This window comes from Polaromonas sp. P2_G11 (assembly GCF_056403595.1).
This window is the reverse complement of record NZ_JBFUFE010000001.1, coordinates 815,879-839,859: the sequence shown is the minus strand read 5'-3', so window position 1 is coordinate 839,859 and position 23,981 is coordinate 815,879. Positions and strand designations below refer to the sequence as shown.

The following is a 23,981-nucleotide window of genomic DNA, read 5'->3' as shown; positions in this document are numbered from 1 at the left end:
TTACATCACCGCGCCGACTTGCCAGGGCACAAATTCGTTTTGCCCGTAGCCGTGCTTTTCGCTCTTGCTCGGTTCGCCCGATGCGGTGGCCAGCACCATCTCGAAAATGCGCTGTCCCATCTCCTGCACCGTCACGCCGCTGTCGATAATCTCGCCGCAGTTGATGTCCATGTCCTCTTCCTGCCGATGCCACAGCGCCGAATTGGTGGCGAGCTTGAGCGAAGGCGAGGGCGCGCAGCCGTAAGCCGAACCGCGGCCGGTGGTAAAGCAGATGATGTTGGCGCCGCCAGCCACCTGGCCGGTGGCGCTGACCGGGTCGTAGCCCGGCGTGTCCATGTAGACAAAGCCGTGGTCCTTCACGGGTTCGGCGTATTCATAGACAGCCTCCAGGTTGGAGGTGCCGCCCTTGGCCACCGCACCCAGCGACTTTTCCAGGATGGTGGTCAGGCCGCCGGCCTTGTTGCCGGGCGACGGGTTGTTGTTCATCTCCCCCTCGTTGATCTGGGTGTAGTGCTCCCACCACTTGATGCGCGAGATCAGCTTTTCGGCGATGTCGGGGCGAACGGCGCGCCGCGTGAGCAAATGTTCGGCGCCGTAAATTTCGGGCGTTTCGCTGAGGATGGCTGTGCCGCCATGGGCCACCAGCAAGTCCACCGCCGCGCCGAGCGCCGGGTTGGCGCTGATGCCCGAATAGCCGTCGGAGCCGCCGCACTGCAGGCCGATGGTGATGTGCGCGGCGCTGCACGGTTCGCGCTTGACGGCATTGGCCTGCGGCAGCATTTCCTTGATCATGGCGATGCCCTTGGCCACCGTCTTGGCCGTGCCGCCCGTGTCCTGGATGCTGAAGACGCGCAGGGTTTCACCTTCGCGCAGGCTGCCGTGGGCCAGCCAGGCATTGATCTGGTTTGACTCGCAGCCCAGGCCCACCACCAGCACGCCCGCGAAGTTGGGGTGCGTGGCGTAACCTGTCAGCGTGCGTTGCAGGATCTGCAGGCCCAGGCCGTCGCTGTCCATGCCGCAGCCGGTGCCATGCGTCAACGCCACCACGCCGTCGACGTTGGGAAAGTCTTTCAGCGCTGCAGGGTTGTTCTGCCGCGAGAAATGGTCGGCAATCGCCCGCGCGGCGGTGGCTGAGCAGTTGACGCTCGAGAGAATCCCGATGTAATTGCGGGTGGCGACACGGCCGTCCGGCCGCTTGATGCCCATGAAAGTCGCCTCGCGCCTGGCTGGTGCCGGCTTCACGTCGGCGCCGAATGCGTAGTCGCGCGTAAAGTCGCCCTTGTCGGGGCCCATGTTGAGGTTGTGCGTGTGCACGTGCTCGCCGGGCGCGATGGGTTTGCTGGCAAAACCGATGATCTGGTTGTAGCGCCGCACGGGCTCACCCAGGGCCAGCGCGCGCGTGGCGATCTTGTGGCCGGCAGGAATCAGGCCGCGTACGGTGATGTTTTCGACCTCGGTGCCGCCCACCAGCTGGGCTCGGGCAATCAGGACATCATCGGAGGGGTGAAGGCGAATAAACGGTGTCATTGGTTTGAAGTTAGAAGCTGAACGTCACTTGGTTAATTGGAGACCCCCAGTTAGTGAAGGAGGCTATGGCTTCTTTGATAGCCTCAATCACTTTTTCACGGGACATTTGAAGGTCATTCGGGAAATCAACAGGGTGGGCTAATTCCCAAGGGTAAAACTCTTTCCCATCTTTGATGTGGGTTTTACAGCTAAGTTGTAGTGACAACCTGACCCCCTTCACACCGAAGATGAACCACATCAAATGATGAGTATCTTCGCCACCGCGATAAGTCTGCAGAAAAAACATCTCTCGACCGCGATCAATGGTCCACTTATATGGCCGCAGGGGACGCCCAATCGGGTCTCGCATCTGATCGTGCCCAATTAGTTGTTGATCCTCTACAGAAATCAGTTCTGTTACGAAAGCCATTTAATACTTCTGTGTTTATCGGGGGGCCATCGCGGAACCGGCTTCGCCGGGCCGCAGTTGGTGCCCCCTCGAAGGCGTCTCAGGGTGATTGTTTCACTTTCAGTAAAACATCTTCGGCAACCAGAGTACCAATTTGGGGAAATAGGTGATGATGACCAGGCTGCCCAGCAGCGGGAACAGCCAGGGCAGGATGGCGATGGTGGTCCGTTCCACGGAAAGTTTGGCCACGCGGGCCAGCACAAACAGCACCATGCCCATGGGCGGATGCAGCAGGCCGATCATCAAATTGAGCACCATCACCAGCCCGAAGTGGATCGGGTCCACACCCAGCTGCGTGGCAATCGGCACCAGGATTGGCACCAGAATCGTGATGGCTGCGGTCGGCTCCAGGAAGCAGCCCACAAACAGCATCAGCAAATTGGCCAGCAGCAGGAAGACCCAGGCCTCCTTGGTGAAGTCCAGCACCCATTTGGCAATGTCGGTGGTCACGCCGGTGGCGGTGAGCATCCAGCCGAAGATCGATGCCGCGGCCACAATGAACAGCACGGTGGAGGTGGTCTCGACCGTATCAAGGCAGACCTTCACAAAGCTCTTGAAGGTCAGCGTGCGGTACCAGGCAAACCCGAGGATCAGCGCCCAGACGCAGGCGGCAATCGCGCCTTCCGTGGGGGTGAAGATGCCGGTGGTCATGCCACCTATCAGCAGCACGGGCGTCATGATGGGCAACACGGCCTGAAAATTGAAGGCCTTGTCGGCCGCAAACAATGCCGCCAGTGCGACGGCCACCGTGATCTGCGGCGGAAAGTTCAGTTTGCCGATCAGCAGCCACAGCAGCAGCGGCCAGCCGACGACCACGGCGGTCTCCACCAGCGCCTTGTTCAGGCGGCTCCATGCGAAGGGAACATCGGCGCCCCAGCCGTTCTTGTGTGCGAAGTAGGCCACTGTCAGCATCATCAGGATGGCCATCATGACCCCCGGCAGGATGCCCGCCAGGAATAGCGCGCCGACGCTGACATTGGCCATCATGCCGTAGATCACAAAGGGCAGGCTGGGCGGAATGATGGGGCCCAGCGTGGCCGAGGCCGCCGTCACGCCCACGGCAAACTCGGTGCTGTAGCCGTGGTCCTTCATGGCCTTGATCTCGATGGTGCCGAGGCCGGCGGCGTCGGCAATGGCGGTGCCGCTCATGCCGGCAAACACCACTGAGCCGACGACGTTGACGTGGCCCAGCCCGCCCTTCATCCAGCCGACCAGCGCCAGTGCGTAGTTGTAGATGCGGTTGGTGATACCTGCGTTGTTCATCAGGTTGCCGGCCAGGATGAAGAACGGCACGGCCAGCAGCGGAAAGCTGTCGATGCCGCTGACCATGCGGTGAACCACCACAAAGGGCGGCGAGCTGTTGGTGAACAGGATGTAGACCAGCGACGCCCCGGCCATGGCCATGGCCACCGGCAGGCCACCGCTCATCAGGAAGAGAAAAATAACCTTCAACATTCAGCGGTCCTCCATCGTGGATTCAGGGCGTTCCAGCACGCTGTAGCCGCGCTGCAGGTGGATGCGCATGACCCAGATCGAGCGCACGGCCATGGCCGCAAACCCCACCAGGCAGACGCCGTACACAAGGTTCATCGGCAGGTCGATGATGGTCATCTTGTAGTTGCCCATCTTGTCCATCATTTGCCAGGTCAGCACGACCATGGCGCCCAGGAAGGCGATGCGCAGCACATCGGTCAGCAGGGCCATGGCCCGGGCCAGCCAGGTGGGCATGAAGCGGTAGAAGAAGTCGACCTGGATATGGTTGTTCTTGGCCACGCCGATGGCGGCGCCGACGAATACCGTGGCAATCAGCAGGTAGCGTGCGATTTCTTCCGTCCAGGCGGCGGAATCGTTCATTACATAACGCGTGAAGAACTGGTAGAAAACCGTCAGGCCCAGTGCCCAGAAGAAAAACAGCGCCGCCCAGGCTTCAACGGGCGTGCCGGACAGGTCAACTGCTTCATCCGTGGCGTGGAACTCGCCGTCGTCGCCCATGACCTTGGGCAAGGCGTCAATGTCGGGAATGGAAGTCATGATGGTGGAGTAGTGGGTAATGAGGCCCTTCCCTCCGACGGAGGAAAGGGCGGGAAGCCTTGGCCGGATGGGCAAGACTTACTTGATGGCCTGGATGCGGTCCCAATCCTTCTTGTCGTAGCCCATTGACGCCATGTCCACGGCCTTGACGATGTGATCGCGGAACTCGTCCTTGTTGACCGTGATCAGGTTGATGCCTTTTTTCTTGAACTCATCCACCAGCTCGCCTTCCCGCTTCTGGATGTCGGCCGTGGCTTTGGCGGCCGCTTCCTGCATCACATCCGTGAAGACTTTCTTGTCGGCATCGCTGAGCTTGGTCCAGACGTGGGGGCCGATCTGCGTGACCAGCGAATCGAGGATGTGGCCGGTCAGGATGATGTTCTTCTGGACCTCATAGAACTTCTTGGCCTCGATGGTGGGCAGCGGGTTCTCCTGTGCATCGACCGTGCCGTTTTGCAGCGCCAGGTAAACCTCGGCAAAGGCGATCGGCGTCGGGTTGGCGCCGCAGGCGCGAGGCAGGGCCATGTAGGCCGGCACGTCGGGCACCCGCATTTTCAGGCCCTTCATCTCTTCACAGGTCTTGAAGGGCTTGTTGCTGGTGGAGTGGCGCGCGCCGTAGTAGGTGACGGCGACGGTTTGCACGCCGGTCTTCTGTTTGTAGCCTTCGGTCAGTTCCTTGAAGACATCGCTCTTCGCGTATTTCAGCAGGTGCTCCGGGTCGCGGAAGGTGTAGGGGTAGTAGGCCACGCCGATCCGCGGAAAGCTTCGGGCCGCAAACGATGCGCCCGAGATGATGATGTCGACGGTGCCCAGCTGCAGGCCCTGGTTGATGTCGCTTTCCTTGCCCAGCGTGGAAGCCGGGAACACCTGAATCTCGTAGCGGCCGCTGGTGCGTTTCTTGATTTCGTCGGCTGCCCAGACCGACCACTTGTGGTAGGCCTCGGAGGTTTCGTAGACGTGCGCCCATTTCAGCTTGGTCTGCGCCGATGCGATGCCGGAAAAGCCCACAGTGCCTGCCAGTAGGGCGCAAGCAGCTATGGTTTTGATAGCGAATCTTTTTGTATTGAATGCGTTCATGTTGTCTCCTCGAAGGGTGGTTGCTGGCAGAAAGGAAATCGACGATGCGCGCCAGCGCGCACCGTCGTGAAGCCTGGGGTCTAAGAGCCCGTTCAATGTCTAAACGAGGCCGCGTTGGGCAAATGCCTTCTCGGGCGGTCTGCGTCGTTGCGGCGCTAGCCCATAGCCGGGCTATGGGCGTCGCACCGCGCCTTGCATCCCATCCCGAGAAGGTGCTTGCGCGGCCTCGTTTAGACATTGAACAGGCTCATTGCTCAGTTCTTCAGGTTGAGCTTGGTCACGAGTTGTTTGAAGTTGTCGTTGTCGCGCACCATTTGCGCCTTGAAGGCGGGGCCGTCGGCATAGGCGTAGCCCAGGTTCAGCTTGTCCATCACTTCGCGCATGATGGGCTCTTCGGCCGCCTTCTTGCTGAAAGTCCGGATGGTTTCCACGACTTCAGGCGGTGTGCCTTTGGCCACGCCCAGGCCGCGCCAGGTGCCGATGGACAGGTCGATGTTGCGTTCCTTGAGGGTGGGCACGTTCTCAAAACCCTTGACGCGCTGGTCGGCCATCACACCCAAAATCTTCAGCTTGCCGGCCGCCACATGCACGGCAACCTCAGCCGGGCTCACACCTACCGCGTCCACATGACCACCCAGCAGGGCCAGCACGGCGGGGCCGGCGCCCTGGTAGGGGATGTGGTTGAACCTGGCGCCGGTTTTTTCTTCCAGCGAGGCGGCCGCCAGGTGCCAGATCGAGCCATTGCCGGCGTTGCCGACCTTCACGTCGCTGCCGGTCTTTTTGGCGGCGGCGAGGAACTCTTCAATCGTGTTGTAGGGCGAGTCCGCTTTCACGGTGATGGCAGCCGGGTCGGCATTCAGGCGGGCAATCGGGATGAAGTCGTCCTGCGTGATCTTGGTGATGCCCATGTGCGGCAGGATGGTTACCTCCACAAACAGCATGGCAATCTTGTAGCCGTCGGGCTTGGCGTTGACCACGTCGGCCAGGCCAATAGCGCCGCTGGCGCCGGGTTTGTTGTAGACCACCAGCGATTGCGTGGTGTATTTTTTGGCGGCTTCGGCATAGGCGCGCGCCAGCGAGTCCGTGCCGCCGCCAGGCTGGAAGGCCACCATCACTTCAATGGGCTTGTTCGGGTAGGCCTGCGCCCAGCTGTTGCCGCAGAGGCTGGTGAGCGCCAGGAGGGCTGTCGCCAGCAATTTGCGCGGTGTCAGAAACTTCATGCTTGTCTCGCTTTCGTTTTTAGTTGGAAGGGAAATCCGGGGTGAGGTGGGTGCTGAAAGAAATCGTGACGAGTCATTTCTTCTGCACCTCCTGGTTTTTGGTCCGGCTCCAGCTCACGCTGAAACGCTTGTGCGACTGGTCCATGTGTGCATGCATGGCTGCACGCGCGGCATCCGGTTCATGGTTGCGCACCGCATCAAAAATGGCCTGATGCTCGGCAATCGCCGAGCGCCACGATTCAACGGTTTCAAAATGCCCGCCCAGCCGCTCGAACAACGGGCCGCGGCGCGAGTCCCAGAAGCGCTGGATGGTTTCAATCAGCACCACGTTGCCGCAAGACTCGACGACGGCGGTATGAAAAGCGCGGTCGCCTTCCAGCGGCAGCACGCCGCGGTCAGCGTCAAACTGCATGCTGGCGATGGCCTTGTCCATCGCGTCTATGTGTTTGCGCTTGGCCTGGGTCGCGGCCATGGCGGCGACTTCGCCTTCCACCACGCGGCGGGCGCGTATCAATTCAAGAGGACCCCATTCGTCCGGCGAGATCTGCGCGGCCCGGCCACTTCCATTGCCGTCGTGGCTGGCGGGCTTGCTTCGGTCCAGAACATAGACACCCGAGCCGGTGCGTACTTCGACCCAGCCTTCGACCTCCATCGCGATCAGCGCTTCGCGCACCGAAGGCCGGCTCACGCCCAACTGCCGTGCCAGGTCGCGCTCGGCGGGGAGACGTGCGCCCACGGCCCATTCGCCGGCCGAGATCAGCGTGCGCAACTGCTCGGCGATCTGGCGGTAAAGGCGTTGCGGTTCGACAGTTTGCAGGGGCATGGGGGAAAAGGATGAAAAGGTGGGGGCTTTAAGGGTTAGCCAGAATTGGACAAGTGGTAAGACCAATTGATAATCCCATGAAACCCCCGGGACAACATCCGGCAAAACCCTGTAGGAGTGAAGATGAGACTTGAAGGAAAAAAAGCGCTGGTGACCGCAGCCGGCCAGGGAATCGGCCATGCCACTGCGCTGGCGCTGGCGGCCGAAGGCGCGCAGGTCTGGGCCACCGACCTGAAGCCCGAGCTGCTGGAAAGCTACAAAGGGGCGGCCAACATCACGGCGCTGCCCCTGGACGTGCTGGACAAGGCGGCGATCCAGAAACTGGTAGGTGGCCTGCCGCCCATGGACATTCTTTTTAACTGCGCCGGTTTTGTCCACGGGGGCACAGCCCTGCAGGCCACCGATGCCGACCTTGAGTTCGCCTTCAACCTCAACGTGCGGGCCCAGTTCTGGATGATCCAGGCCGTGCTGCCCGGCATGCAGGCAAAAAAGGGCGGCAGCATTGTCAACATGGCCAGCGTCTGCAGCAGCATCAAAGGCCTGCCCAACCGGTTTGTGTATGGCACCACCAAGGCGGCCGTGATTGGCCTCACCAAAAGCGTCGCGGCCGACTTTGTGGCCGATGGCGTGCGCTGCAATGCAATTTGCCCTGGTACGGTAGACACGCCTTCGCTGCAGGACCGTATCAATGCCAACGAGGATCCCGTGGCGGCCCGCAAGGCCTTCATCGCACGCCAGCCGCTCGGGCGCCTGGCCCAGGCACATGAAATTGCGCCGCTGGTGGTCTTTCTGGCCAGCGACGAGGCTGCTTTCGTGACCGGCCAGGCCTACAACGTGGACGGCGGCATCACCATATGAACCAGCTGGACCTGAAAGGGCGCCATGCGGTCATCACCGGTGGTGCGGTCGGCCTGGGTTTTGCCGTGGCTCAGCGCATGCTGGCGTCGGGCGGCACGGTGACGCTGTGGGACATCAACCCCGAGGCACTGGCCGCGGCCAGGGGCGCGCTGGGCGCCGGGGTGCATACCGTGGCCGTCGATGTGGCCAGCCATGCCAGCGTGGTGGACGCGGTCCAGCAAACCGTTGCGCATAACCCGGCCATCGATGCGCTTGTCAACTCGGCCGGCATCACCGGCCCCAACGTCAAGCTGTGGGACTACCCGCCCGAGCAATGGATGCAGGTGCAGCAGGTCAACCTCAACGGCCTGTTCTTCTGCTGCCGTGAACTCGTGCCGCACATGCGTGCGCGCAACTATGGCCGCATCGTCAATATTGCCTCGGTGGCCGGCAAGGAGGGCAACCCGAATGCCAGCGCCTACAGCGCGAGCAAGGCCGCGGTGATCGCCCTGACAAAATCCCTCGGCAAGGAACTCGCCGATACCGGTGTACGCGTCAATTGCATCACACCGGCCGCGGTGAAAACGCCGATTTTTGAGCAGATGACGCCCGAGTTCATACAGTTCATGCTTTCTAAAATCCCCATGGGCCGCTTCGGAACGCCTGATGAGGTAGCCGCCATGGTTGGCTGGCTGTGCACTGAAGATTGCTCGTTCTCAACCGGCGCCGTTTTCGATCTGTCGGGCGGACGTTCTACATACTGAATCATTAACCAGAAGGAAAAACCATGAAACTCGTTCGCTATGGCAACCCCGGCAAGGAAAAGCCCGGCCTTATTGATGCCAATGGCAAGCTGCGCGACCTGAGCGCTGTCATCAAGGACATCGGCCCGGATCAGCTTGGCGATGCGGCGATTGCCAAACTGCGCAAGCTCAAGGCCGACAAGCTGCCGCTGGTCAAAGGCTCGCCGCGCTACGGCAGCCCGGTCAATGGCGTGCCCAAGTTCATCGCCATCGGCCTGAACTACGCCGACCATGCGGCCGAATCGGGCTTGCCGATTCCCGCCGAGCCGGTGGTTTTCATGAAGGCCACCAGCTGCATCCAGGGCCCGAACGATCCCATCATGCTGCCCAAGGGCTCGGTCAAGACCGACTGGGAAGTCGAGCTTGGCGTGATCATCGGCAAGACCGCGCGTTACGTGTCGCAAAAGGAGGCGCTCGACTACGTGGCCGGCTACTGCACCATCAACGACGTGAGCGAGCGCGAGTTCCAGATTGAGCGCGGCGGCACCTGGGACAAGGGCAAAGGTTGCGACACCTTCGGCCCGCTCGGCCCCTGGCTGGTCACGCGTGACGAAGTGCCCAACCCGCAAAAACTGGGCCTGTGGCTGGAGGTGAACGGCAAGCGCGTTCAAAAAGGCAACACCAAGACCATGATCTTCAGCGTCGCCAAGATCGTCAGCTACGTCAGCCAGTTCATGACGCTGGAGCCCGGCGACGTCATCACCACAGGCACACCGCCCGGCGTGGGCCTGGGCATGAAGCCGCCTGTGTACCTGAAGAAGGGCGACAAAATCTCCCTGGGCATCGAAGGCCTGGGTGAGCAGCACCAGGTGGTGGTGGCGTATAAAAAGTAACCCCCGTTCAGGCTCACTTCGTGTAGCCTGCTCCCCCCTTCCAGGGGGCGGTGCCTGGGGCCGGCGAAGCCGGACCCGCGGCCCCCACTGGTGAAATACCTTCATTGGGTTACGTCACTGAAGGGCTAGGTAGTTACCCTCCCTGGCGTTAGAACTGGGTCCCTATAAGCAGGGGCTAAACAACCCCTGCTTGCTGATGGTCATCAAAGTGTTGCAAAATAGAACGACCGTTCGTTTTATTTTGTAGCACCTCATGGCCATCACAGAACTTCCCGCTAAAGCCTCCCGCGCCCCGGCAACGGGCAGCGCCGTGGCCAAAAGCCAGCAAAAAGGCCAGCAGACCAAGGCCGCCATTGTGGACGCCGCCCTGGGCCTGGCCACACAGATCGGGCTGGAAGGCCTGAGCATAGGCGCGCTGGCTGAGGTCATGCGCATGAGCAAGTCGGGCGTGTTCGCCCATTTTGGCTCGCGCGAAGAGCTGCAGATCTCCGTCATCCGTGAATACCACGTGCGCTTTGAAGAAGAGGTTTTCTTCCCTGCCCTGCAGCAGCCGCGCGGCTTGCCTCGTCTGGCGGCGCTGTTTCATAACTGGATGAAACGCACCTCGCTTGAAATCGATTCGGGCTGCCTGTACATCAGCGGCGCCGTTGAATTTGACGACAGGCCCGGACCGGTGCGCGACGCGCTGGCGGGTTCGGTGCGCACCTGGCTGGCGGCCATGTACCGCGCCGTGGTGCAGGCCAAAGAGGCCGGTCACCTGCATGCTGACGCTGACGAGCACCAGATGGCGTTTGAAATCCACGGCCTGATCCTGGCGCTGCATTACGAAGCCCGCTTTCTCAAGACACCGGGTTCCATGGACCGCGCCAATACCGGCTTTGCCAACATTCTGGCGCGCTATGGCAGCGACGCCCCCCTTTCCACCTTGCCGAAGAAAGCTTCCGGCAAGGCTTCCCCTTCCAAACCAGTTTAAGCAAAAGGAATCCACCATGCCCCAGTACAGCCCGCCCCTGCGCGACATGCAATTCGTCATGCACGAGGTGCTCAAGGTCACCGATGAATTCAAGGCCATTCCCAAGCACGCGGACGTCGACGTCGACACCATCAACGCGGTACTCGAAGAAGCCGGCAAATTCGCCGCCGAGGTGACCTTTCCGCTGAACATCAGCGGCGACGAAGAGGGCTGCAAGCTCGACAAGACCACGCACGAAGTCACGCCGCCCAAGGGCTTCAAGGAAGCCTACGCGCAGTACGTCGAAGGCGGCTGGGCCGCGCTGAGCTGCGACCCGGAATATGGCGGCCAAGGCCTGCCGTTTGTGCTGAACCAGTGCCTCTACGAAATGCTCAACTCGGCCAACCAGGCCTGGACCATGTACCCCGGCCTGTCGCACGGCGCGTATGAAGCCCTGCATGCCCACGGCACTGACGAGCAGAAAAAACTCTACCTGCCCAAGCTCACCAGCGGCGAATGGACAGGCACCATGTGCCTGACCGAGCCGCATTGCGGCACCGACCTGGGCCTGTTGCGCACCAAGGCCGAGCCGCAGCCTGACGGCACCTACCGCCTCACCGGCAACAAGATCTTCATCAGTGCCGGTGAACACGACATGGCCGCCAACATCGTGCACCTGGTGCTGGCCCGCCTGCCTGACGCACCCCAGGGCAGCAAAGGCATCAGTCTCTTCGCCGTGCCCAAGTTCAACATCGGCAAAGATGGCGCTCTTGGTTCGCGCAATGGCATTTACTGTGGCGGCCTGGAGCACAAGATGGGCATCCACGGCAACGCCACCGCGCAGATGGTGCTCGAAGACGCTGTCGGCACCATGGTGGGCGCGCCCAACAAGGGCCTGGCCGCGATGTTCGTCATGATGAACGCCGCCCGCCTGGGCGTGGGCAACCAGTCGCTGGGCCTGACCGAAGTAGCCTTCCAGAATGCACTGGCTTACGCCAAAGACCGCATCCAGATGCGTTCACTGTCCGGCGTCAAAGCCAAAGACAAACCGGCCGACCCGATCATCGTGCACCCTGACGTGCGCAAGATGCTGCTGACGGCCAAGGCCTATGCCGAGGGCGGCCGCGCGCTGGCGATTTACTGCACGCTGCTGCTCGACAAGGAACTGCACCACCCCGACGAAAAAGTGCGCAAGGATTCCGGCGAAATCGTCGCACTGCTCACGCCCATCGTCAAGGCCTTCCTGACCGACAACGGCCACATCTCCACCAACGCCTGCATGCAGGTCTTCGGCGGTCACGGCTTCATCAAAGAGTGGGGCATGGAACAGTTTGTGCGCGACAACCGCATCAACATGATTTACGAAGGCACCAACACCGTCCAGTCGCTGGACCTGCTGGGCCGCAAGGTGCTGGGCAACAACGGCGCGACGCTGAAGAAATTCGGCAAGGTGATTGGTGCGCTCATTGCCGAAGAAGGCGTCAACGAGAAGATGGCCGAGTTCATCAACCCGCTGGCTTACCTGGCTGACCAGATGACCAAGTTCACCACCGAGCTGGGCTTCAAGGGCTTCCAGAACCCCGACGAAGTGGGCGCCGCCGCCGTCGACTACCTGCGCGTGGCCGGCCACCTGGTGTTCGGCTACTTCTGGGCCCTGATGGCGCAAACCGCGCTGCGCGAAATCGCCGTCGGCAACACCGACAAGTTCTATGTGGCCAAGCTGCAAACTGCGCGCTTTTACTTCGCCAAGCTCTTCCCCGAAACCGCGACGCTGATGCGCACGGCACGCACGGGCAGCAAGTCGCTGATGGAGACCGACGAAGCGCTGGCCTGAGCTTTTTTCACAGATCAACGGGAGACACCATGAAAAGAAAATTGCTGATGATCGTTCTGGGCCTGGTTGCCATCCCGGCGCTGGCACAGAACACGCCGGTCGGTTTGTGGCGCGGCTTCGACGAAAAAACTGGCGACCCCAAAGTCGAAATCCGCATCGCTGAAGCCGGCGGTGTGCTCAACGGCAAAGTCGAAAAGCGCCTGTCTCCCGGCGTCAAACCTGACGACGTTTGCACCGAATGCTCGGATGACCGCAAGGACAAGCCCCGGCTGGGCCTTGAAATCATTCGTGGCGCCAAAAAATCGCCGGACAGCGACGTCTGGGAAGGCGGCAAGATCCTCGACCCGGACAACGGCAAGAGCTATTCGCTCAAGATGACCCCGATTGAAGGCGGCAAGAAGATGGAAGTCCGCGGCTCTATCGGGCCTTTTGGCCGCACCCAAACCTGGGTTCGGGTGCAATGAGCATGCAGAAAGTCAGGGCAAGCCATGGGTGAAGCGATTTCCCGCTTGCGGTCACTGCCTTTCGGTGCCGGTGGCAGCACTCCGCCGGCCGCGCGCCGCTGGTGGGGGCATCACCTGCTCAAGAAGCCGTTTTTCGGCCGCTTCATGAAACCCTGGCGCTGGCCCGCGGAAGTGCCGCAAGAAGGCTGGGAGCGGATACAGATTGCGAGCCGCAGCACGAGCCGGCTGGAGGCCATCGTCGCGCGCACGCCGTTTCCGGCGCGCGGCGTGGTGGTGTGCGCCCATCCCATGGGTTTTGCCTGCAAGGGTTTTTGGCTGCGCCACGGCCATGCCCAGGCGCTGCTCGATGCGGGCTTTCATGTGGTGGCTTTCGACTTCAACGGCTTTGGTGAAAGCCCGTCGACCAACTTCGATTACCCCGGTGACGTGATATCGGTGGGCTCCTGGGCACGTGGCGCTTTTGCCGGGCTGCCGGTGCATGCGCTGACGGCGTCTTTCGGCGCGATCAACACGCTGAGTGCGATTGACGAAGCGGATTTTCCTTACGACAAGGTGGTGGCTGAAGCTTGCGCGCCCTCGCTGCCCGATTTCTGGAAAGCTTATCCTTTTGCCCATGCCGTGCTCAACATCAGCCGGCGCATTAACCCGCAAGGCGAGTTGCGCCTGCGGCCCGTACACCACCTTGCCAACATGCGCGACGTGGACGTGCTGCTGATCCACAGCCGGGGCGACCGCTGGACGCCGGTGCATTTCGGCGATGCCTTGCAGCAGGCTGCTTCACGGCCTGAACGCATCCAGCGCCTGATCCTCGAACGCGCCGACCACACCCACGGCATGCGCGACGAGCCACAGCGCTACTGGAGCGCCGTGCTTGAATTTTTCAACCAGATTCCCTCAACCAGGTCTTAACCATGTCCCGATTCCAAGTCAAAAAAGTCGCCGTCCTCGGTGCCGGTGTCATGGGCGCGCAGATTGCCGCCCATCTGGTCAACGTCAAGGTGCCGGTGGTACTGTTCGACCTTGCGGCCAAGGACGGCCCGAAGAACGGTATCGTCATCAAGGCGGTCGAAGGCCTCAAGAAGCTCAAGCCAGCGCCGCTGGGTGTGCCCGAAGACGCGGCGCTGATCCAGCAGGCCAACTACGAAGAGAACATGGAGCTGCTCAGGGAGTGCGACCTCATCATCGAGGCGATTGCCGAGCGCATGGACTGGAAGACCGACCTGTACCACAAGATCGCGCCCTTCATTGCCGAAGGCGCCATCGTGGCCAGCAACACCTCGGGCCTGTCGATCACCAAGCTCAGCGAGGCGCTGCCTGAATCCATCAAGCCGCGCTTTTGCGGCATTCACTTCTTCAACCCGCCGCGCTACATGACGCTGGTGGAGCTGATCAACACGCCGACCACCGAACCCAAGGTGCTGGACGACCTGGAAGCGTTTGTCACCAGCGCGCTGGGAAAGGGCGTGATCCGTGCCCACGACACGCCCAACTTCATCGCCAACCGCGTGGGCATTGCCAGCATGCTGGCCACCATCAAGGAAGCCGAGACCTTCAAGCTCAGCTACGACGTGGTCGACGACCTGACCGGCAAGAAGCTGGGCCGCGCGAGCTCCGGCACCTTCCGCACCGCCGACGTGGTGGGCCTGGACACCATGGCCCACGTCATCAAGACGCTGCAAGACAACCTTGGCCCCGGCAAGGTGGAAGATCCGTTCTCCGACGTCTACGGCACGCCGCCTGTGCTGGCCAAGCTGCTCGAGTCGAAAAGCCTGGGCCAGAAGACCGGCGCCGGCTTCTACAAAAAACAGGGCCGCGACATCCTGCGCCTGGACCCCGAGAGCATGGAATACGTGCCCGCCGGCGCCAAGGCCAATGAAGTCGTCGGCCGCATGCTGAAAAAACCTGCGGGCGAGCGCCTCAAACTCTTGCGCGAAGCCGAAGGCGCGGAAGCGCGTTTCCTCTGGGCCATCCTGCGCGACCAGTTCCACTACGCTGCCGTGCACCTTGAAACCATTGCCGAAACCGCGCGCGACATCGACTTCGCCATGCGCTGGGGTTTTGGTTCCAAGCAAGGCCCCTTCGAGTTGTGGCAACAGGCCGGCTGGAAGCAGGTCGCCACCTGGATCCAGGAAGACATTGACGCCGGCAAGGCGCTGTCCAAAGCGCCGCTGCCGGATTGGGTGTTCAAGGGCCCGGTGGCCGACGCCGGTGGCGTGCACACGGCCGAAGGCTCGTGGAGCGCCTCGGCCCAAAAATTCATCCCGCGCCGCAAGCTGCCGGTCTATGAGCGCCAGTTCTTCCCCGAAGACGTGCTCGGCGCCAAGGCGCCTGCTTTTGAGACGGCAGGTACCACGCTGCATGAAGACGACGCGATCCGCCTCTGGACGCTGGACGGCGTCAATGGTGAAGTAGGCGACGTACTGATCGCCAGCATCAAGACCAAGATGCACGCCATCAGCCCGGACGTGGCCGAAGGTCTGGCGATGGGTGTGGACCTGGCCGAGAAAAGCTACAAGGGCATGGTGATCTGGTCCAACGACGAGATGTTCTCGGCCGGCGCCGACCTGCAGGCCATGCTGCCCGCCTTCATGATGGGCGGCGCCAAGGCGATTGAAGGGGCCGAGGCCGAACTGCAGAACGTGATGCTCAAGCTGCGCTACGCGGCGGTTCCCGTGGTGTCGGCGATCCGCGGCCTGGCGCTGGGCGGCGGTTGCGAAATGGCAGTGTATTCGGCCAAACGCGTGGCTGCGATGGAAAGCTATATCGGCCTCGTCGAAGTCGGCGTGGGCCTGGTGCCCGGCGCCGGTGGCCTGGCCTACATTGCCCGCCGTGCCGCCGAGAACGCGAGCACTTCAACCAACAAGGACATCCTGCCCTTCCTCACCGAAGGCTTCACGGCCGCCGCGATGGCCAAGGTGGGCACCAGTGCCATCGAAAGCCGCAAGATCGGGTACCTGCTCGACAGCGACGTGATCGTGCCGAACAAGGACGAGCTGCTGTTCGTGGCGCTCAACGAGGCGCGCGCACTGTTCAATTCGGGCTACCGCGCGCCGCACAAGCGCCAGTTCCCGGTGGTGGGCCGCAGCGGCCTGGCCACCATCAAGGGCCAGCTGGTCAATATGCGCGACGGCGGCTTCATCAGCGCGCATGACTTCCATATCGCCAGCCTGATCGCGGGTGTGGTCTGCGGCGGTGATGTCGATGCCGGCACGCTGGTGACGGAAGAGTATTTGATGACGCTGGAGCGTAAGGCCTTCTGCTCGCTGCTCGAACACCCGAAAACGCAAGAGCGGATCATGGGCATGATGAGTACGGGCAAGCCCGTCAGAAACTGATGAACACCCCCATCGGACACTCACTGCGTGTAGCGCCTTTCCCCCTTGCAGGGGGCAACGCCTGCGGCCCGGCAAAGCCGGTTCCGCGGCGTTTGCTGGCCGGGAGAAGTTCATGAACGACCAACAACCCAACCGCCTGGCGCGGCAACTGCAGCGGCTTGAGGAAGTACCGGCGTTTGCCCGGGGCTGGTTCCGCAGCGTGGTGCTGCGCCGCGCTGTGCCATTCACCGGCACCGCCGGCCTGGACTTCATCGAAATGGGCACGGGCCGGGTCGAGATCGGCATCAGGAACGAGAAGAAGGTGCAGAACCACATAGGCGGCGTGCATGCCTCGGCCATGAACTTGCTGGCCGAAACCGCCACCGGCATGGTGGTGGGCATGAATGTGCGCGACGACTGCATTCCGCTGGCCAAGGAGCTGAAGATGGCGTTCAAGAAGCGCGCCACTGGCGCTCTGCGCGCCGTGGCCACGTTGAGCGACGAGCAGCGCGCGGCCATGCAGGCGAGCGACAAGGGTGAAGTCACCGTGCCGGTCATCGTGACCGATGAAGCCGGTATCAACCCGGTCGAATGCGAATTTGTCTGGGCCTGGATTCCCTCCGGCCCACGGAAAAGTTAACTGAGAAATTGAAGGAAACCATCATGGCCAAACAAGTCCAGGAAGCCTACATCGTCGCCGCCACCCGCACGCCCATCGGGCGCTCGGGCCGCGGCTATTTCCGCAACATGCGGCCCGACGACCTGCTGGTCAAGGCGCTGCAGGCGGCGCTGGCGCAAGTGCCTTCGCTGGATCCGAAGGCGATTGAAGACATCATCTGCGGCTGCGCTATCCCGGAAGGCCCGCAAGGCCTGAACGTGGCACGCATTGGCGCGGTGCTGGCGGGCCTGCCCACCAGCGTGGGCGGCATCACCGTCAACCGTTTTTGCGCCTCCGGCCTGTCGGCCATCCAGATGGCGGCCGACCGCATCCGCGTGGGCGAAGCCGACGTGATGATCGCCGCCGGCACCGAGAGTATGAGCATGGTGCCCATGTCGGGCAACTCGCCCTCGCTCTCGCCCAGTATGTTCATGAACGACGAGAACGTCGGCATCGCCTATGGCATGGGCCTGACGGCCGAGAAGGTCGCCCAGCAATGGAAAGTCTCGCGCGAAGCGCAGGACCAGTTCGCACTCGAGTCGCACCTCAAGGCCATCAAGGCGCAGCAGGCTGGCGAATTCGCCAACGAGATCACGCCCGTCGAAGTGACCGACCGCACCGCCAACCTGGAAACCGGTGAAGTCGTCGCCAAGACCCGCACGGTGAGCCTGGACGAAGGCCCGCGCCCCGACACCTCGCTCGAAGGCCTGGCCAAACTCAAGACGGTGTTTGCCGCGCGCGGCTCGGTCACCGCCGGCAACAGTTCGCAAACGTCGGACGGCGCGGGTGCGCTGGTGCTGGCCAGCGAAAAGGCGGTCAAGGACTTCGGCCTGAAGCCGCTGGCCCGCTTTGTGAGCTACGCCGCCAAGGGTGTGCCGCCCGAGATCATGGGCATAGGCCCCATCGAAGCCATTCCTGCCGCCTTGCGCTACGCCGGCCTCAAGCAGGAAGACATCGACTGGTTCGAACTGAATGAAGCTTTTGCTGCGCAGTCGCTGGCCGTCATCAACACGCTCAAGCTCGATGCCAGCAAGGTCAACCGCATGGGCGGCGCGATCGCGCTGGGCCATCCCCTGGGCGCGACCGGTGCGATCCGCGCCGCGACGGTGATCCATGCGTTGCATCGCCACCAGCTCAAGTACGGCATGGTCACGATGTGCGTGGGGATGGGTCAGGGCGCTGCGGGTATTTTCGAGCGCGTGTAAGGCCGTCGGCGGCGGCCCCACTGTCGCGCTTGCGGCAGCGGTTATGGCAGCTGCGGGGCAGACTGGGCTTTTCCTGACTGGAGACAGAAGATGGAGCGAATCACGGTTCTGACCCAGGACTCCTGGGCGCTGGCAGCGACGGTGTTTGCAGCGGATCTCGCGGGAGGCGAGGCCCGCGGCGGTGTACTGCTGGCCGGTGCAATGGCCACGCCCCAGCAACATTACGAGCCCTTCGCCCGCTGGCTGGCCACGCAAGGCTTTACCGTGCTAACACTCGATTACCGCGGCACTTTTGCCTCCGGCGGTGAGCGCGTGGCGTCCACCGATGCCACCTTCGACACCTGGGGACAGCAGGACGTGAGCGCCGCTGCCCGGTTCCTGCGGCAACGTGTGCCGGACCTTCCGCTTTACTACCTGGGGCACAGCCTGGGCGGGCAATTGTTTGCCAGCTCCGAAACTACGCACTTCTTTCAGCGTGCCGTGCTGGTTGCCAGTGGCAGCGGTTACTGGCCGCGCCTGCGCAAAGCGGTGCCGCGTTGGGGCCTGTTTGCCGCCACGCAGATCTGGGCGCCCTTGCTGGTACCGTTGTTCGGTTATTTCCCGGGCCGGAAACTGCGCAAGGTTGGCAACATTCCCGCAGGTGTGATGCGGCAATGGACGCGCTGGTGCCGCCATCCGGACTACCTGGCGCGTGATGCCCATCAGCGTGAACGTTTTGAACGCGTGCAGACGCCCATCACCTACTTCAACTCAAGCGATGACGAGGTCTTTTCACAGTGGTCGTCAGACCGGTTTGTGGCCTTGTTCGGTGCGCGACGTGAACCGGTGCAATGCATGACCCTTGACCCGGGAAATCTGGGTGTCAGGCATATAGGCCACTTCGGCTACTTTCGCGACAAGCTGCGTGCCAGCTTCTGGCCCCAACTGGTGCAACACCTTCACGCGTGATGCGCGTGCCCGAGTTCAGTTCATCCATTTCCAGGAGCATGTGATGCAGATGCAGATCCTCAGTTCAGGCACGGCGCAACTGTCCACTCGCGTTTATGCGCCTTCTTCGCCTGCGCGTGCCAGCGTGGTCATCGGTGGCGCCATGGGGGTGCGGCAAGACTATTACGCACCGTTTGCGCAGTGGCTTTCTTCCCAGGGCTTTTGCGTCACCACTTTTGACTACCGGGGTTCGGGCGAGTCCTTGCCCAACACCGCCAGCGGCAGCCTGCGTGGTTTCAAGGCCGACCTGCTCGACTGGGCCGCCGACTATGAGGCTGTGGTGGATGCCGCCAAGGCAGCCTTGCCGGATGCACCGCTTTACCTGCTGGGTCACAGCCTAGGCGCGCAGCTGCCGGGTTTCCTGAAGAATCAGGACAAGATCGATGGCCTCGTCAGCATCGCGGCAGGAAGCGGGTACTGGCGCGACAACGCACCGCAGCTCAGGCGCCTGATTTTGTACTTCTGGTATGTGCTGGTGCCATTGGCCACGCGCCTTTGTGGTTATTTCCCCGGGCGCAGGTTAAAGAAAGTTGGCGACCTGCCAGCCGGCGTGATGCTGCAGTGGCGCAAGTGGTGCCTGGATCCGCACTACAGCGTGGGGGCCGAGGGAGAAAGCGCGCGGCTGAGTTATGGGCGGGTCAGTTTTCCGGTGACCGCGCTGTCCATGACAGATGACGAGCTGATGACCTGGCGCGGCACGCAAAACCTCATCAACCTGTACAGCAATGCACCGCGCAGCTTTGAACGCATCGCGCCGGCAGATCTCAAGGTCAGGCGCATCGGGCATTTTGGCTTCTTCCGGGAACAGTTCAACCAGACCTTGTGGCCCCGTGCCCAGCAGATCATCGACGGCATGACCGGTGCCGCCAAAGCCCCGGTTTGAACCGGAAAGCTCCATCACACCTGCCGACATGACAAGCACGCATTCTTTTGACGACGCGCTCAGGCTGGAAGCCGCCGGCAGCGACAGGCCCCACACCTGGCTGGGTCACAGCAGCCCCGCATACTGGAACATGGTGGGGCCGTTCGGCGGAACCACAGCGGCCACAGCCTTGCGTGCCATCCTGTTGCACCCGGCCCTGCTGGGCGAGCCGGTGGCGCTGACTGTGAACTACGCAGCGGCCATGGCAGAAGGCCCGTTCACCGTCACGGCCAGGCCGGCTCGCACCAACCGTTCCACCCAGCATTGGCTGGTGGAGTTGTCGCAGGACGGCGATGCCGGAGGCGCTGTGATGACCGCCACAGCCGTTACGGCTGCGCGCCGCGAGACCTGGAGTGCCAACGACACACCCATGCCCGCGGTCACGCTGGCCGACGCTTCAGGCAGGCTGCGGTTTTCGACCTCCGCATGGACGAATCGCTACGACATGCGGCCGGTGCGCGGCGCCATACCGCAGGTTTGGGACGGCAGCGGCGTAGACAGCCTCACGCAGCTGTGGGTGCGCGACGACCCGCCGCGGCCGCTCGACTTCCCGGCACTGGCGGCCATGTCAGACGTGTTCTATCCGCGGGTCTGGCTGCGCCGTGCCACGCGTGTACCCGCCGGTACGGTGTCGATCACCACGTACTTCCACGCCGACGGCCGGCAATTGGCTGAATGCGGTGAAGGCTATTTGCTGGGGCAAGCCAGGGCCCAGGCCTTTCGCAATGGTTTCTTTGACCAGACCGCGCAGCTGTGGAGCGAAGCGGGCGTACTGCTGGCTACCAGTACGCAGGTTGTTTATTACAAAGAATAGGCCCGCGGGGGCAGCATGCATGGCTGGCCCCTACACTTGCGTCTTAACGGAAAACACATGAACACTCCCACCCCTATTTCCACCGGCAGCATTCCCGAAATCCTGAGCCACGTCGACGCGGGCGTGATGACCATCACGCTCAACCGTGTGGACAAAAAAAATTCCATCACCTCCGCCATGTATGGCGCCATGGCCGACGCACTGGAGTCGGCCCACCACGATGCAGCCGTGCGTGTGGTGGTGATCCAGGGGCATGAAACGATTTTTTCCGCCGGTAACGATATCGGCGATTTCCTGAACAAGCCGCCTTCAACGCCCGATTCGCCGGTCTTCCGTTTCCTGCGCGGCATCAGCAGCTTTCCCAAACCGCTGATAGCCGCTGTGTGCGGACCCGCAGTCGGCATAGGCACCACGCTGCTGCTGCATTGCGACCTGGTCTATGCGGGCGACAACGCCGCATTTTCCATGCCTTTCGTCAACCTGGGCCTGTGTCCTGAAGCTGCGTCGAGCTTTCTGGTGCCGCAGCTCATGGGTTACCCGCGCGCCGCCGAGGCACTGCTGCTAGGCGAACCCTTCATGGCCGAGACCGCACTGGAAATCGGGCTGATCAACCGCATCGTGCCGCCCGCCGAAGCCAATGCGCTGGCCCAGCGGCAGGCGCAAAAGCTGGTCGCCAAACCGCTCAGCGCGCTGATGGAAACCAAGCGCCTCATGAAAAAAGGCAACGCCACCGTGGTGGCCGAGCGGATGGCCGAAGAGGGTGCGAGCTTTGGCCGCATGCTGGGCGAACCCGCTGCGCGCGAAGCCTTCACCGCCTTTATGGAAAAGCGCCGGCCAGACTTCAGCGCAGTCTGAAGTCTGCGTCCGAAGGACGGGGCCGCGTAGCGGGCCGGCAGCTTTCGCTAAAAGCGCCGGCCAGACTTCAGCGCAGTCTGAAGTCTGCGTCCGAAGGACGGGGCCGCGTAGCGGGCCGGCAGCTTTCGCTAAAAGCGCCGCCCGGTTTTTTCCGGGACCGGAAGAAGAGCACTCAGCTCCGGCTTACGCCGCGCTTCACCGCTTGTGTGCCGCGGGTTTGCGGCCCTTGGGTCGCAGAGCAGGCTGCCGGGCGGACTCCGCCGTCAGGCGCAGACAGTCCATCAATTGCTCACTGCTGGGTGTCAGCCGCCGTCCCCGCACGGTGATGAGTCCGACAGGCGGGAGTTCAATCGGAACCTCGATAGGCAGGACATCCAGCAGGCCTTCCCGCTGGAAGTGCAAGCCGACCGAGCGCGCCAGGAAGCCGGCCGCGTCACGCTGTTGCGCAAAGGTGCTAAGCGCCAGGAAAGACGATGTTTCGATGATGTCGGTGGGCGGATTCAGACTATGGCGAAAGAAGGTCTGTTCGATCTTCACGCGCAGCGATGCCCAGGGCGGGGGCAGCACGCAGGGTATGCCGGCCAGATCGCTCCAGCCTGGATTTTTCTTGCGCGCGAGTGCGTGGCCACGCTTGACCACCACCACCATGGGCTCGTCGAACAAGGCCTCCGTCACCAGATCGGGGGCGGCATAACCGGGCTCCAGGCGGCCGACGAACAGGTCCAGTTCGCCCATGCGAAGCCGGGGTAAAAGCCGCGTCAGGTCGCCTTCTTCCACCAGCACCGTCGCAAGGGTCGAGCGCTGCTTGAGCAGTTTGACGGCGCCGGCCAGCAGCACCGGCATCGCCACCACCATCGAACCCACGCGGGTGCGTCCCGCCGCGCCGCTGGCCACGGCGGAGATTTCATCGCGCGTGCGCTCGTACTCGGCCAGCACCGAACGGGCAAACCGGACGATGGCCTCGCCGCTGGAGGTCGGTTCGGTGCCGCGGGTGGAGCGGTCAAAGAGGGCCAGCCCAAGCATGCTTTCGACTTCGGCCAGCATTTTCGACACGGCGGGCTGGCTGACCGACAGGAACTCGGCGGTTCGGCCCAGGTGGCGGAACTGGTCCAGCGCCACTACCAGTTGCAGGTGGCGCAGCTTGATGTTGGAACGCAGGACACGGTCAATCTGGGTCATGAATCATGTTAACCCAAAGGCTATGAAGCAATTCCATTATTCGATTGGATTGTTATGAAGAACATGGCAAGAATCGGGGCAACAAGAAATGCAGTCACGCAGCCGCCACGGTTGCCACCAATGCAGCAGCAACACATTCACCCAGAGGCAGACAAACCCCATGAAGACTTCCCCCCAGGTTTCCCCTTTTTCGTTTAACGCCAGGCGCCGCAGCCTGCTGATCGGCAGCGCCGTGGCCGCTGCTGCAGCGTTGGTAAAACCTTTGTGCGCCTTGGCCCAGGGCTACCCCGAGCGGCCCATTACCTTTATCTGCCCGTGGCCTGCCGGCGGCACTGCCGATCAGTCCATGCGCGCCCTGTGCCAGGTCGCCTCGCGCGTGCTGGGCCAGGCCATTGCGATGGAGAACAAGGTGGGTGCGTCCGGCATGATCGGTACCAAGTCCATGGCCTCCGCCAAGCCCGACGGCTACACCATCGGCCAGATCCCTATTTCCGTCACACGTTTTTCGCAACTGGGCACACTACAGCTGGACCCGCTCAAGGACCTGACCTATCTGGCCCGCACCTCTGGCCAGACTTTCGGTATTGCTGCCCCCGCTGAATCGCGCTTCAAGTCGCTGCAGGAACTGGTGGCTTTTGCCAAGGCCAATCCCGGCAAGGTGACCTATGCCCATGCGGGCGTCGGCGGCGCCACGCATGTGGGCATGGAAGAGTTCGCGCTTGCCGCCGGCATCCAGTTCAATCATGTTCCCTACAAGGGCGGCGCCGAGGCATTACAGGCCGTGCTCGGCGGGCATGTGGACCTGCTGGCTGATTCCAGTTCCTGGGCGCCACATGTCGAGGCGGGCAAGCTCAGGCTGCTGGCCACCTGGGGCGAACGCCGCGCCTCGCGGTTCAAGGACGCGCCTACGCTCAAGGAACTGGGCTACAACGTCGTGGTGGATGCACCCAACGGCATTGGTGCGCCCAAGGGCCTGGAGCCGGCCATCGCGATGAAGCTGCGCGAGGCCTTCCGTGTGGCCGTGGCCAGCCCCGAGTTCAAGCAGGTGGCCGACAGGATCGATGCGCCGGTGCTTTACCTGGACGGGCCTGACTACGAGAAGTACGTCGCTGGCATGTACCAGAAAGAAACAGCCCTGATCGACAAGCTCAAGCTCAGGGAGCTGATGAAGAGCTAGAACCTTGGCCCGAACGCTGAA

Annotated in this window: 23 protein-coding genes; 15 read left to right on the top strand and 8 right to left on the bottom strand. The window is 62.4% G+C overall.

What is annotated here, in order from left to right; genetic code table 11:
• The 7 genes from AC1DWQ_RS04110 to AC1DWQ_RS04080 all read right to left on the bottom strand — a co-directional run bounded on the left by AC1DWQ_RS04110 (position 1) and on the right by AC1DWQ_RS04080 (position 7,126).
• Positions 1 to 1,527 (bottom strand): UxaA family hydrolase, encoded by a 1,527-nt coding sequence (locus tag AC1DWQ_RS04110; RefSeq protein WP_477668482.1) that lies wholly within the window; start codon positions 1,525 to 1,527, stop codon positions 1 to 3.
• A gap of 10 nt (positions 1,528 to 1,537) precedes the next feature.
• On the bottom strand, positions 1,538 to 1,936 hold the full coding sequence (locus tag AC1DWQ_RS04105; RefSeq protein WP_477668481.1) for a hypothetical protein: 399 nt from the start codon (positions 1,934 to 1,936) through the stop codon (positions 1,538 to 1,540).
• Between the two features lie 99 nt (positions 1,937 to 2,035).
• The gene (locus AC1DWQ_RS04100; protein ID WP_477648930.1) at positions 2,036 to 3,430 is read right to left on the bottom strand and encodes a TRAP transporter large permease; all 1,395 of its coding nucleotides are present in this window, start codon (positions 3,428 to 3,430) and stop codon (positions 2,036 to 2,038) included.
• The gene (locus AC1DWQ_RS04095; protein ID WP_477668480.1) at positions 3,431 to 4,006 is read right to left on the bottom strand and encodes a TRAP transporter small permease; all 576 of its coding nucleotides are present in this window, start codon (positions 4,004 to 4,006) and stop codon (positions 3,431 to 3,433) included.
• A 78-nt stretch (positions 4,007 to 4,084) separates the two neighbouring features.
• Positions 4,085 to 5,083: a sialic acid TRAP transporter substrate-binding protein SiaP gene (locus tag AC1DWQ_RS04090; RefSeq protein WP_477668479.1), complete on the bottom strand. Its 999-nt coding sequence runs from the start codon at positions 5,081 to 5,083 to the stop codon at positions 4,085 to 4,087.
• Between the two features lie 254 nt (positions 5,084 to 5,337).
• Positions 5,338 to 6,303: a tripartite tricarboxylate transporter substrate binding protein gene (locus AC1DWQ_RS04085; protein WP_477668478.1), complete on the bottom strand. Its 966-nt coding sequence runs from the start codon at positions 6,301 to 6,303 to the stop codon at positions 5,338 to 5,340.
• A 73-nt stretch (positions 6,304 to 6,376) separates the two neighbouring features.
• Positions 6,377 to 7,126 (bottom strand): FadR/GntR family transcriptional regulator, encoded by a 750-nt coding sequence (locus tag AC1DWQ_RS04080; RefSeq protein ID WP_477668477.1) that lies wholly within the window; start codon positions 7,124 to 7,126, stop codon positions 6,377 to 6,379.
• Between the two features lie 123 nt (positions 7,127 to 7,249).
• Between AC1DWQ_RS04080 and AC1DWQ_RS04075 the strand changes: the two genes are divergently transcribed.
• The 14 genes from AC1DWQ_RS04075 to AC1DWQ_RS04010 all read left to right on the top strand — a co-directional run bounded on the left by AC1DWQ_RS04075 (position 7,250) and on the right by AC1DWQ_RS04010 (position 21,604).
• Positions 7,250 to 7,984, top strand: coding sequence for an SDR family oxidoreductase (locus tag AC1DWQ_RS04075; RefSeq protein ID WP_477668476.1), 735 nt, complete (start codon positions 7,250 to 7,252; stop codon positions 7,982 to 7,984).
• A complete protein-coding gene (locus AC1DWQ_RS04070; protein ID WP_477668475.1) occupies positions 7,981 to 8,727 on the top strand; it encodes an SDR family NAD(P)-dependent oxidoreductase in 747 nt (248 codons plus the stop codon). The genes AC1DWQ_RS04075 and AC1DWQ_RS04070 overlap by 4 nt, the downstream gene beginning before the upstream one ends.
• 23 nt (positions 8,728 to 8,750) lie before the next feature.
• Positions 8,751 to 9,599, top strand: coding sequence for a fumarylacetoacetate hydrolase family protein (locus tag AC1DWQ_RS04065; protein WP_477668474.1), 849 nt, complete (start codon positions 8,751 to 8,753; stop codon positions 9,597 to 9,599).
• A 253-nt stretch (positions 9,600 to 9,852) separates the two neighbouring features.
• Positions 9,853 to 10,572 (top strand): TetR/AcrR family transcriptional regulator, encoded by a 720-nt coding sequence (locus tag AC1DWQ_RS04060; RefSeq protein WP_457281179.1) that lies wholly within the window; start codon positions 9,853 to 9,855, stop codon positions 10,570 to 10,572.
• Between the two features lie 16 nt (positions 10,573 to 10,588).
• Complete coding sequence (locus AC1DWQ_RS04055; protein WP_477668473.1) at positions 10,589 to 12,385, top strand: acyl-CoA dehydrogenase C-terminal domain-containing protein; 1,797 nt, start codon at positions 10,589 to 10,591, stop codon at positions 12,383 to 12,385.
• A 29-nt stretch (positions 12,386 to 12,414) separates the two neighbouring features.
• Positions 12,415 to 12,849: a DUF2147 domain-containing protein gene (locus AC1DWQ_RS04050; RefSeq protein ID WP_477668472.1), complete on the top strand. Its 435-nt coding sequence runs from the start codon at positions 12,415 to 12,417 to the stop codon at positions 12,847 to 12,849.
• Positions 12,850 to 12,873: 24 nt separating this feature from the next.
• Positions 12,874 to 13,758 (top strand): alpha/beta hydrolase family protein, encoded by an 885-nt coding sequence (locus tag AC1DWQ_RS04045; RefSeq protein WP_477668471.1) that lies wholly within the window; start codon positions 12,874 to 12,876, stop codon positions 13,756 to 13,758.
• A 2-nt stretch (positions 13,759 to 13,760) separates the two neighbouring features.
• Positions 13,761 to 16,184, top strand: a complete 2,424-nt coding sequence (locus AC1DWQ_RS04040) for a 3-hydroxyacyl-CoA dehydrogenase/enoyl-CoA hydratase family protein (protein WP_477668470.1) — start codon at positions 13,761 to 13,763, stop codon at positions 16,182 to 16,184.
• Positions 16,185 to 16,296: 112 nt separating this feature from the next.
• Entirely contained in the window at positions 16,297 to 16,803 is a 507-nt protein-coding gene (locus tag AC1DWQ_RS04035; protein WP_477668469.1) for a DUF4442 domain-containing protein, read from the top strand.
• A gap of 23 nt (positions 16,804 to 16,826) precedes the next feature.
• Positions 16,827 to 18,026, top strand: coding sequence for an acetyl-CoA C-acyltransferase (locus AC1DWQ_RS04030; protein WP_477668468.1), 1,200 nt, complete (start codon positions 16,827 to 16,829; stop codon positions 18,024 to 18,026).
• A 90-nt stretch (positions 18,027 to 18,116) separates the two neighbouring features.
• Positions 18,117 to 18,974, top strand: coding sequence for an alpha/beta hydrolase family protein (locus tag AC1DWQ_RS04025; RefSeq protein WP_477668467.1), 858 nt, complete (start codon positions 18,117 to 18,119; stop codon positions 18,972 to 18,974).
• 43 nt (positions 18,975 to 19,017) lie between these two features.
• Complete coding sequence (locus tag AC1DWQ_RS04020; protein ID WP_477668466.1) at positions 19,018 to 19,896, top strand: alpha/beta hydrolase family protein; 879 nt, start codon at positions 19,018 to 19,020, stop codon at positions 19,894 to 19,896.
• Positions 19,897 to 19,924: 28 nt separating this feature from the next.
• On the top strand, positions 19,925 to 20,749 hold the full coding sequence (locus tag AC1DWQ_RS04015) for an acyl-CoA thioesterase (RefSeq protein WP_477668465.1): 825 nt from the start codon (positions 19,925 to 19,927) through the stop codon (positions 20,747 to 20,749).
• 57 nt (positions 20,750 to 20,806) lie between these two features.
• Complete coding sequence (locus tag AC1DWQ_RS04010) at positions 20,807 to 21,604, top strand: enoyl-CoA hydratase (RefSeq protein WP_477668464.1); 798 nt, start codon at positions 20,807 to 20,809, stop codon at positions 21,602 to 21,604.
• A gap of 195 nt (positions 21,605 to 21,799) precedes the next feature.
• Here the strand turns inward: AC1DWQ_RS04010 and AC1DWQ_RS04005 are convergent, their stop codons facing one another.
• On the bottom strand, positions 21,800 to 22,783 hold the full coding sequence (locus AC1DWQ_RS04005) for a LysR substrate-binding domain-containing protein (RefSeq protein WP_477668463.1): 984 nt from the start codon (positions 22,781 to 22,783) through the stop codon (positions 21,800 to 21,802).
• Positions 22,784 to 22,943: 160 nt separating this feature from the next.
• Here AC1DWQ_RS04005 and AC1DWQ_RS04000 point away from each other — a divergent pair, with 160 nt between their 5' ends.
• Positions 22,944 to 23,960 carry a tripartite tricarboxylate transporter substrate binding protein gene (locus tag AC1DWQ_RS04000; protein ID WP_477668462.1) on the top strand — a complete coding sequence of 339 codons (1,017 nt, stop codon included), beginning with the start codon at positions 22,944 to 22,946 and terminating at the stop codon, positions 23,958 to 23,960.
• Positions 23,961 to 23,981 lie beyond the last annotated feature (21 nt).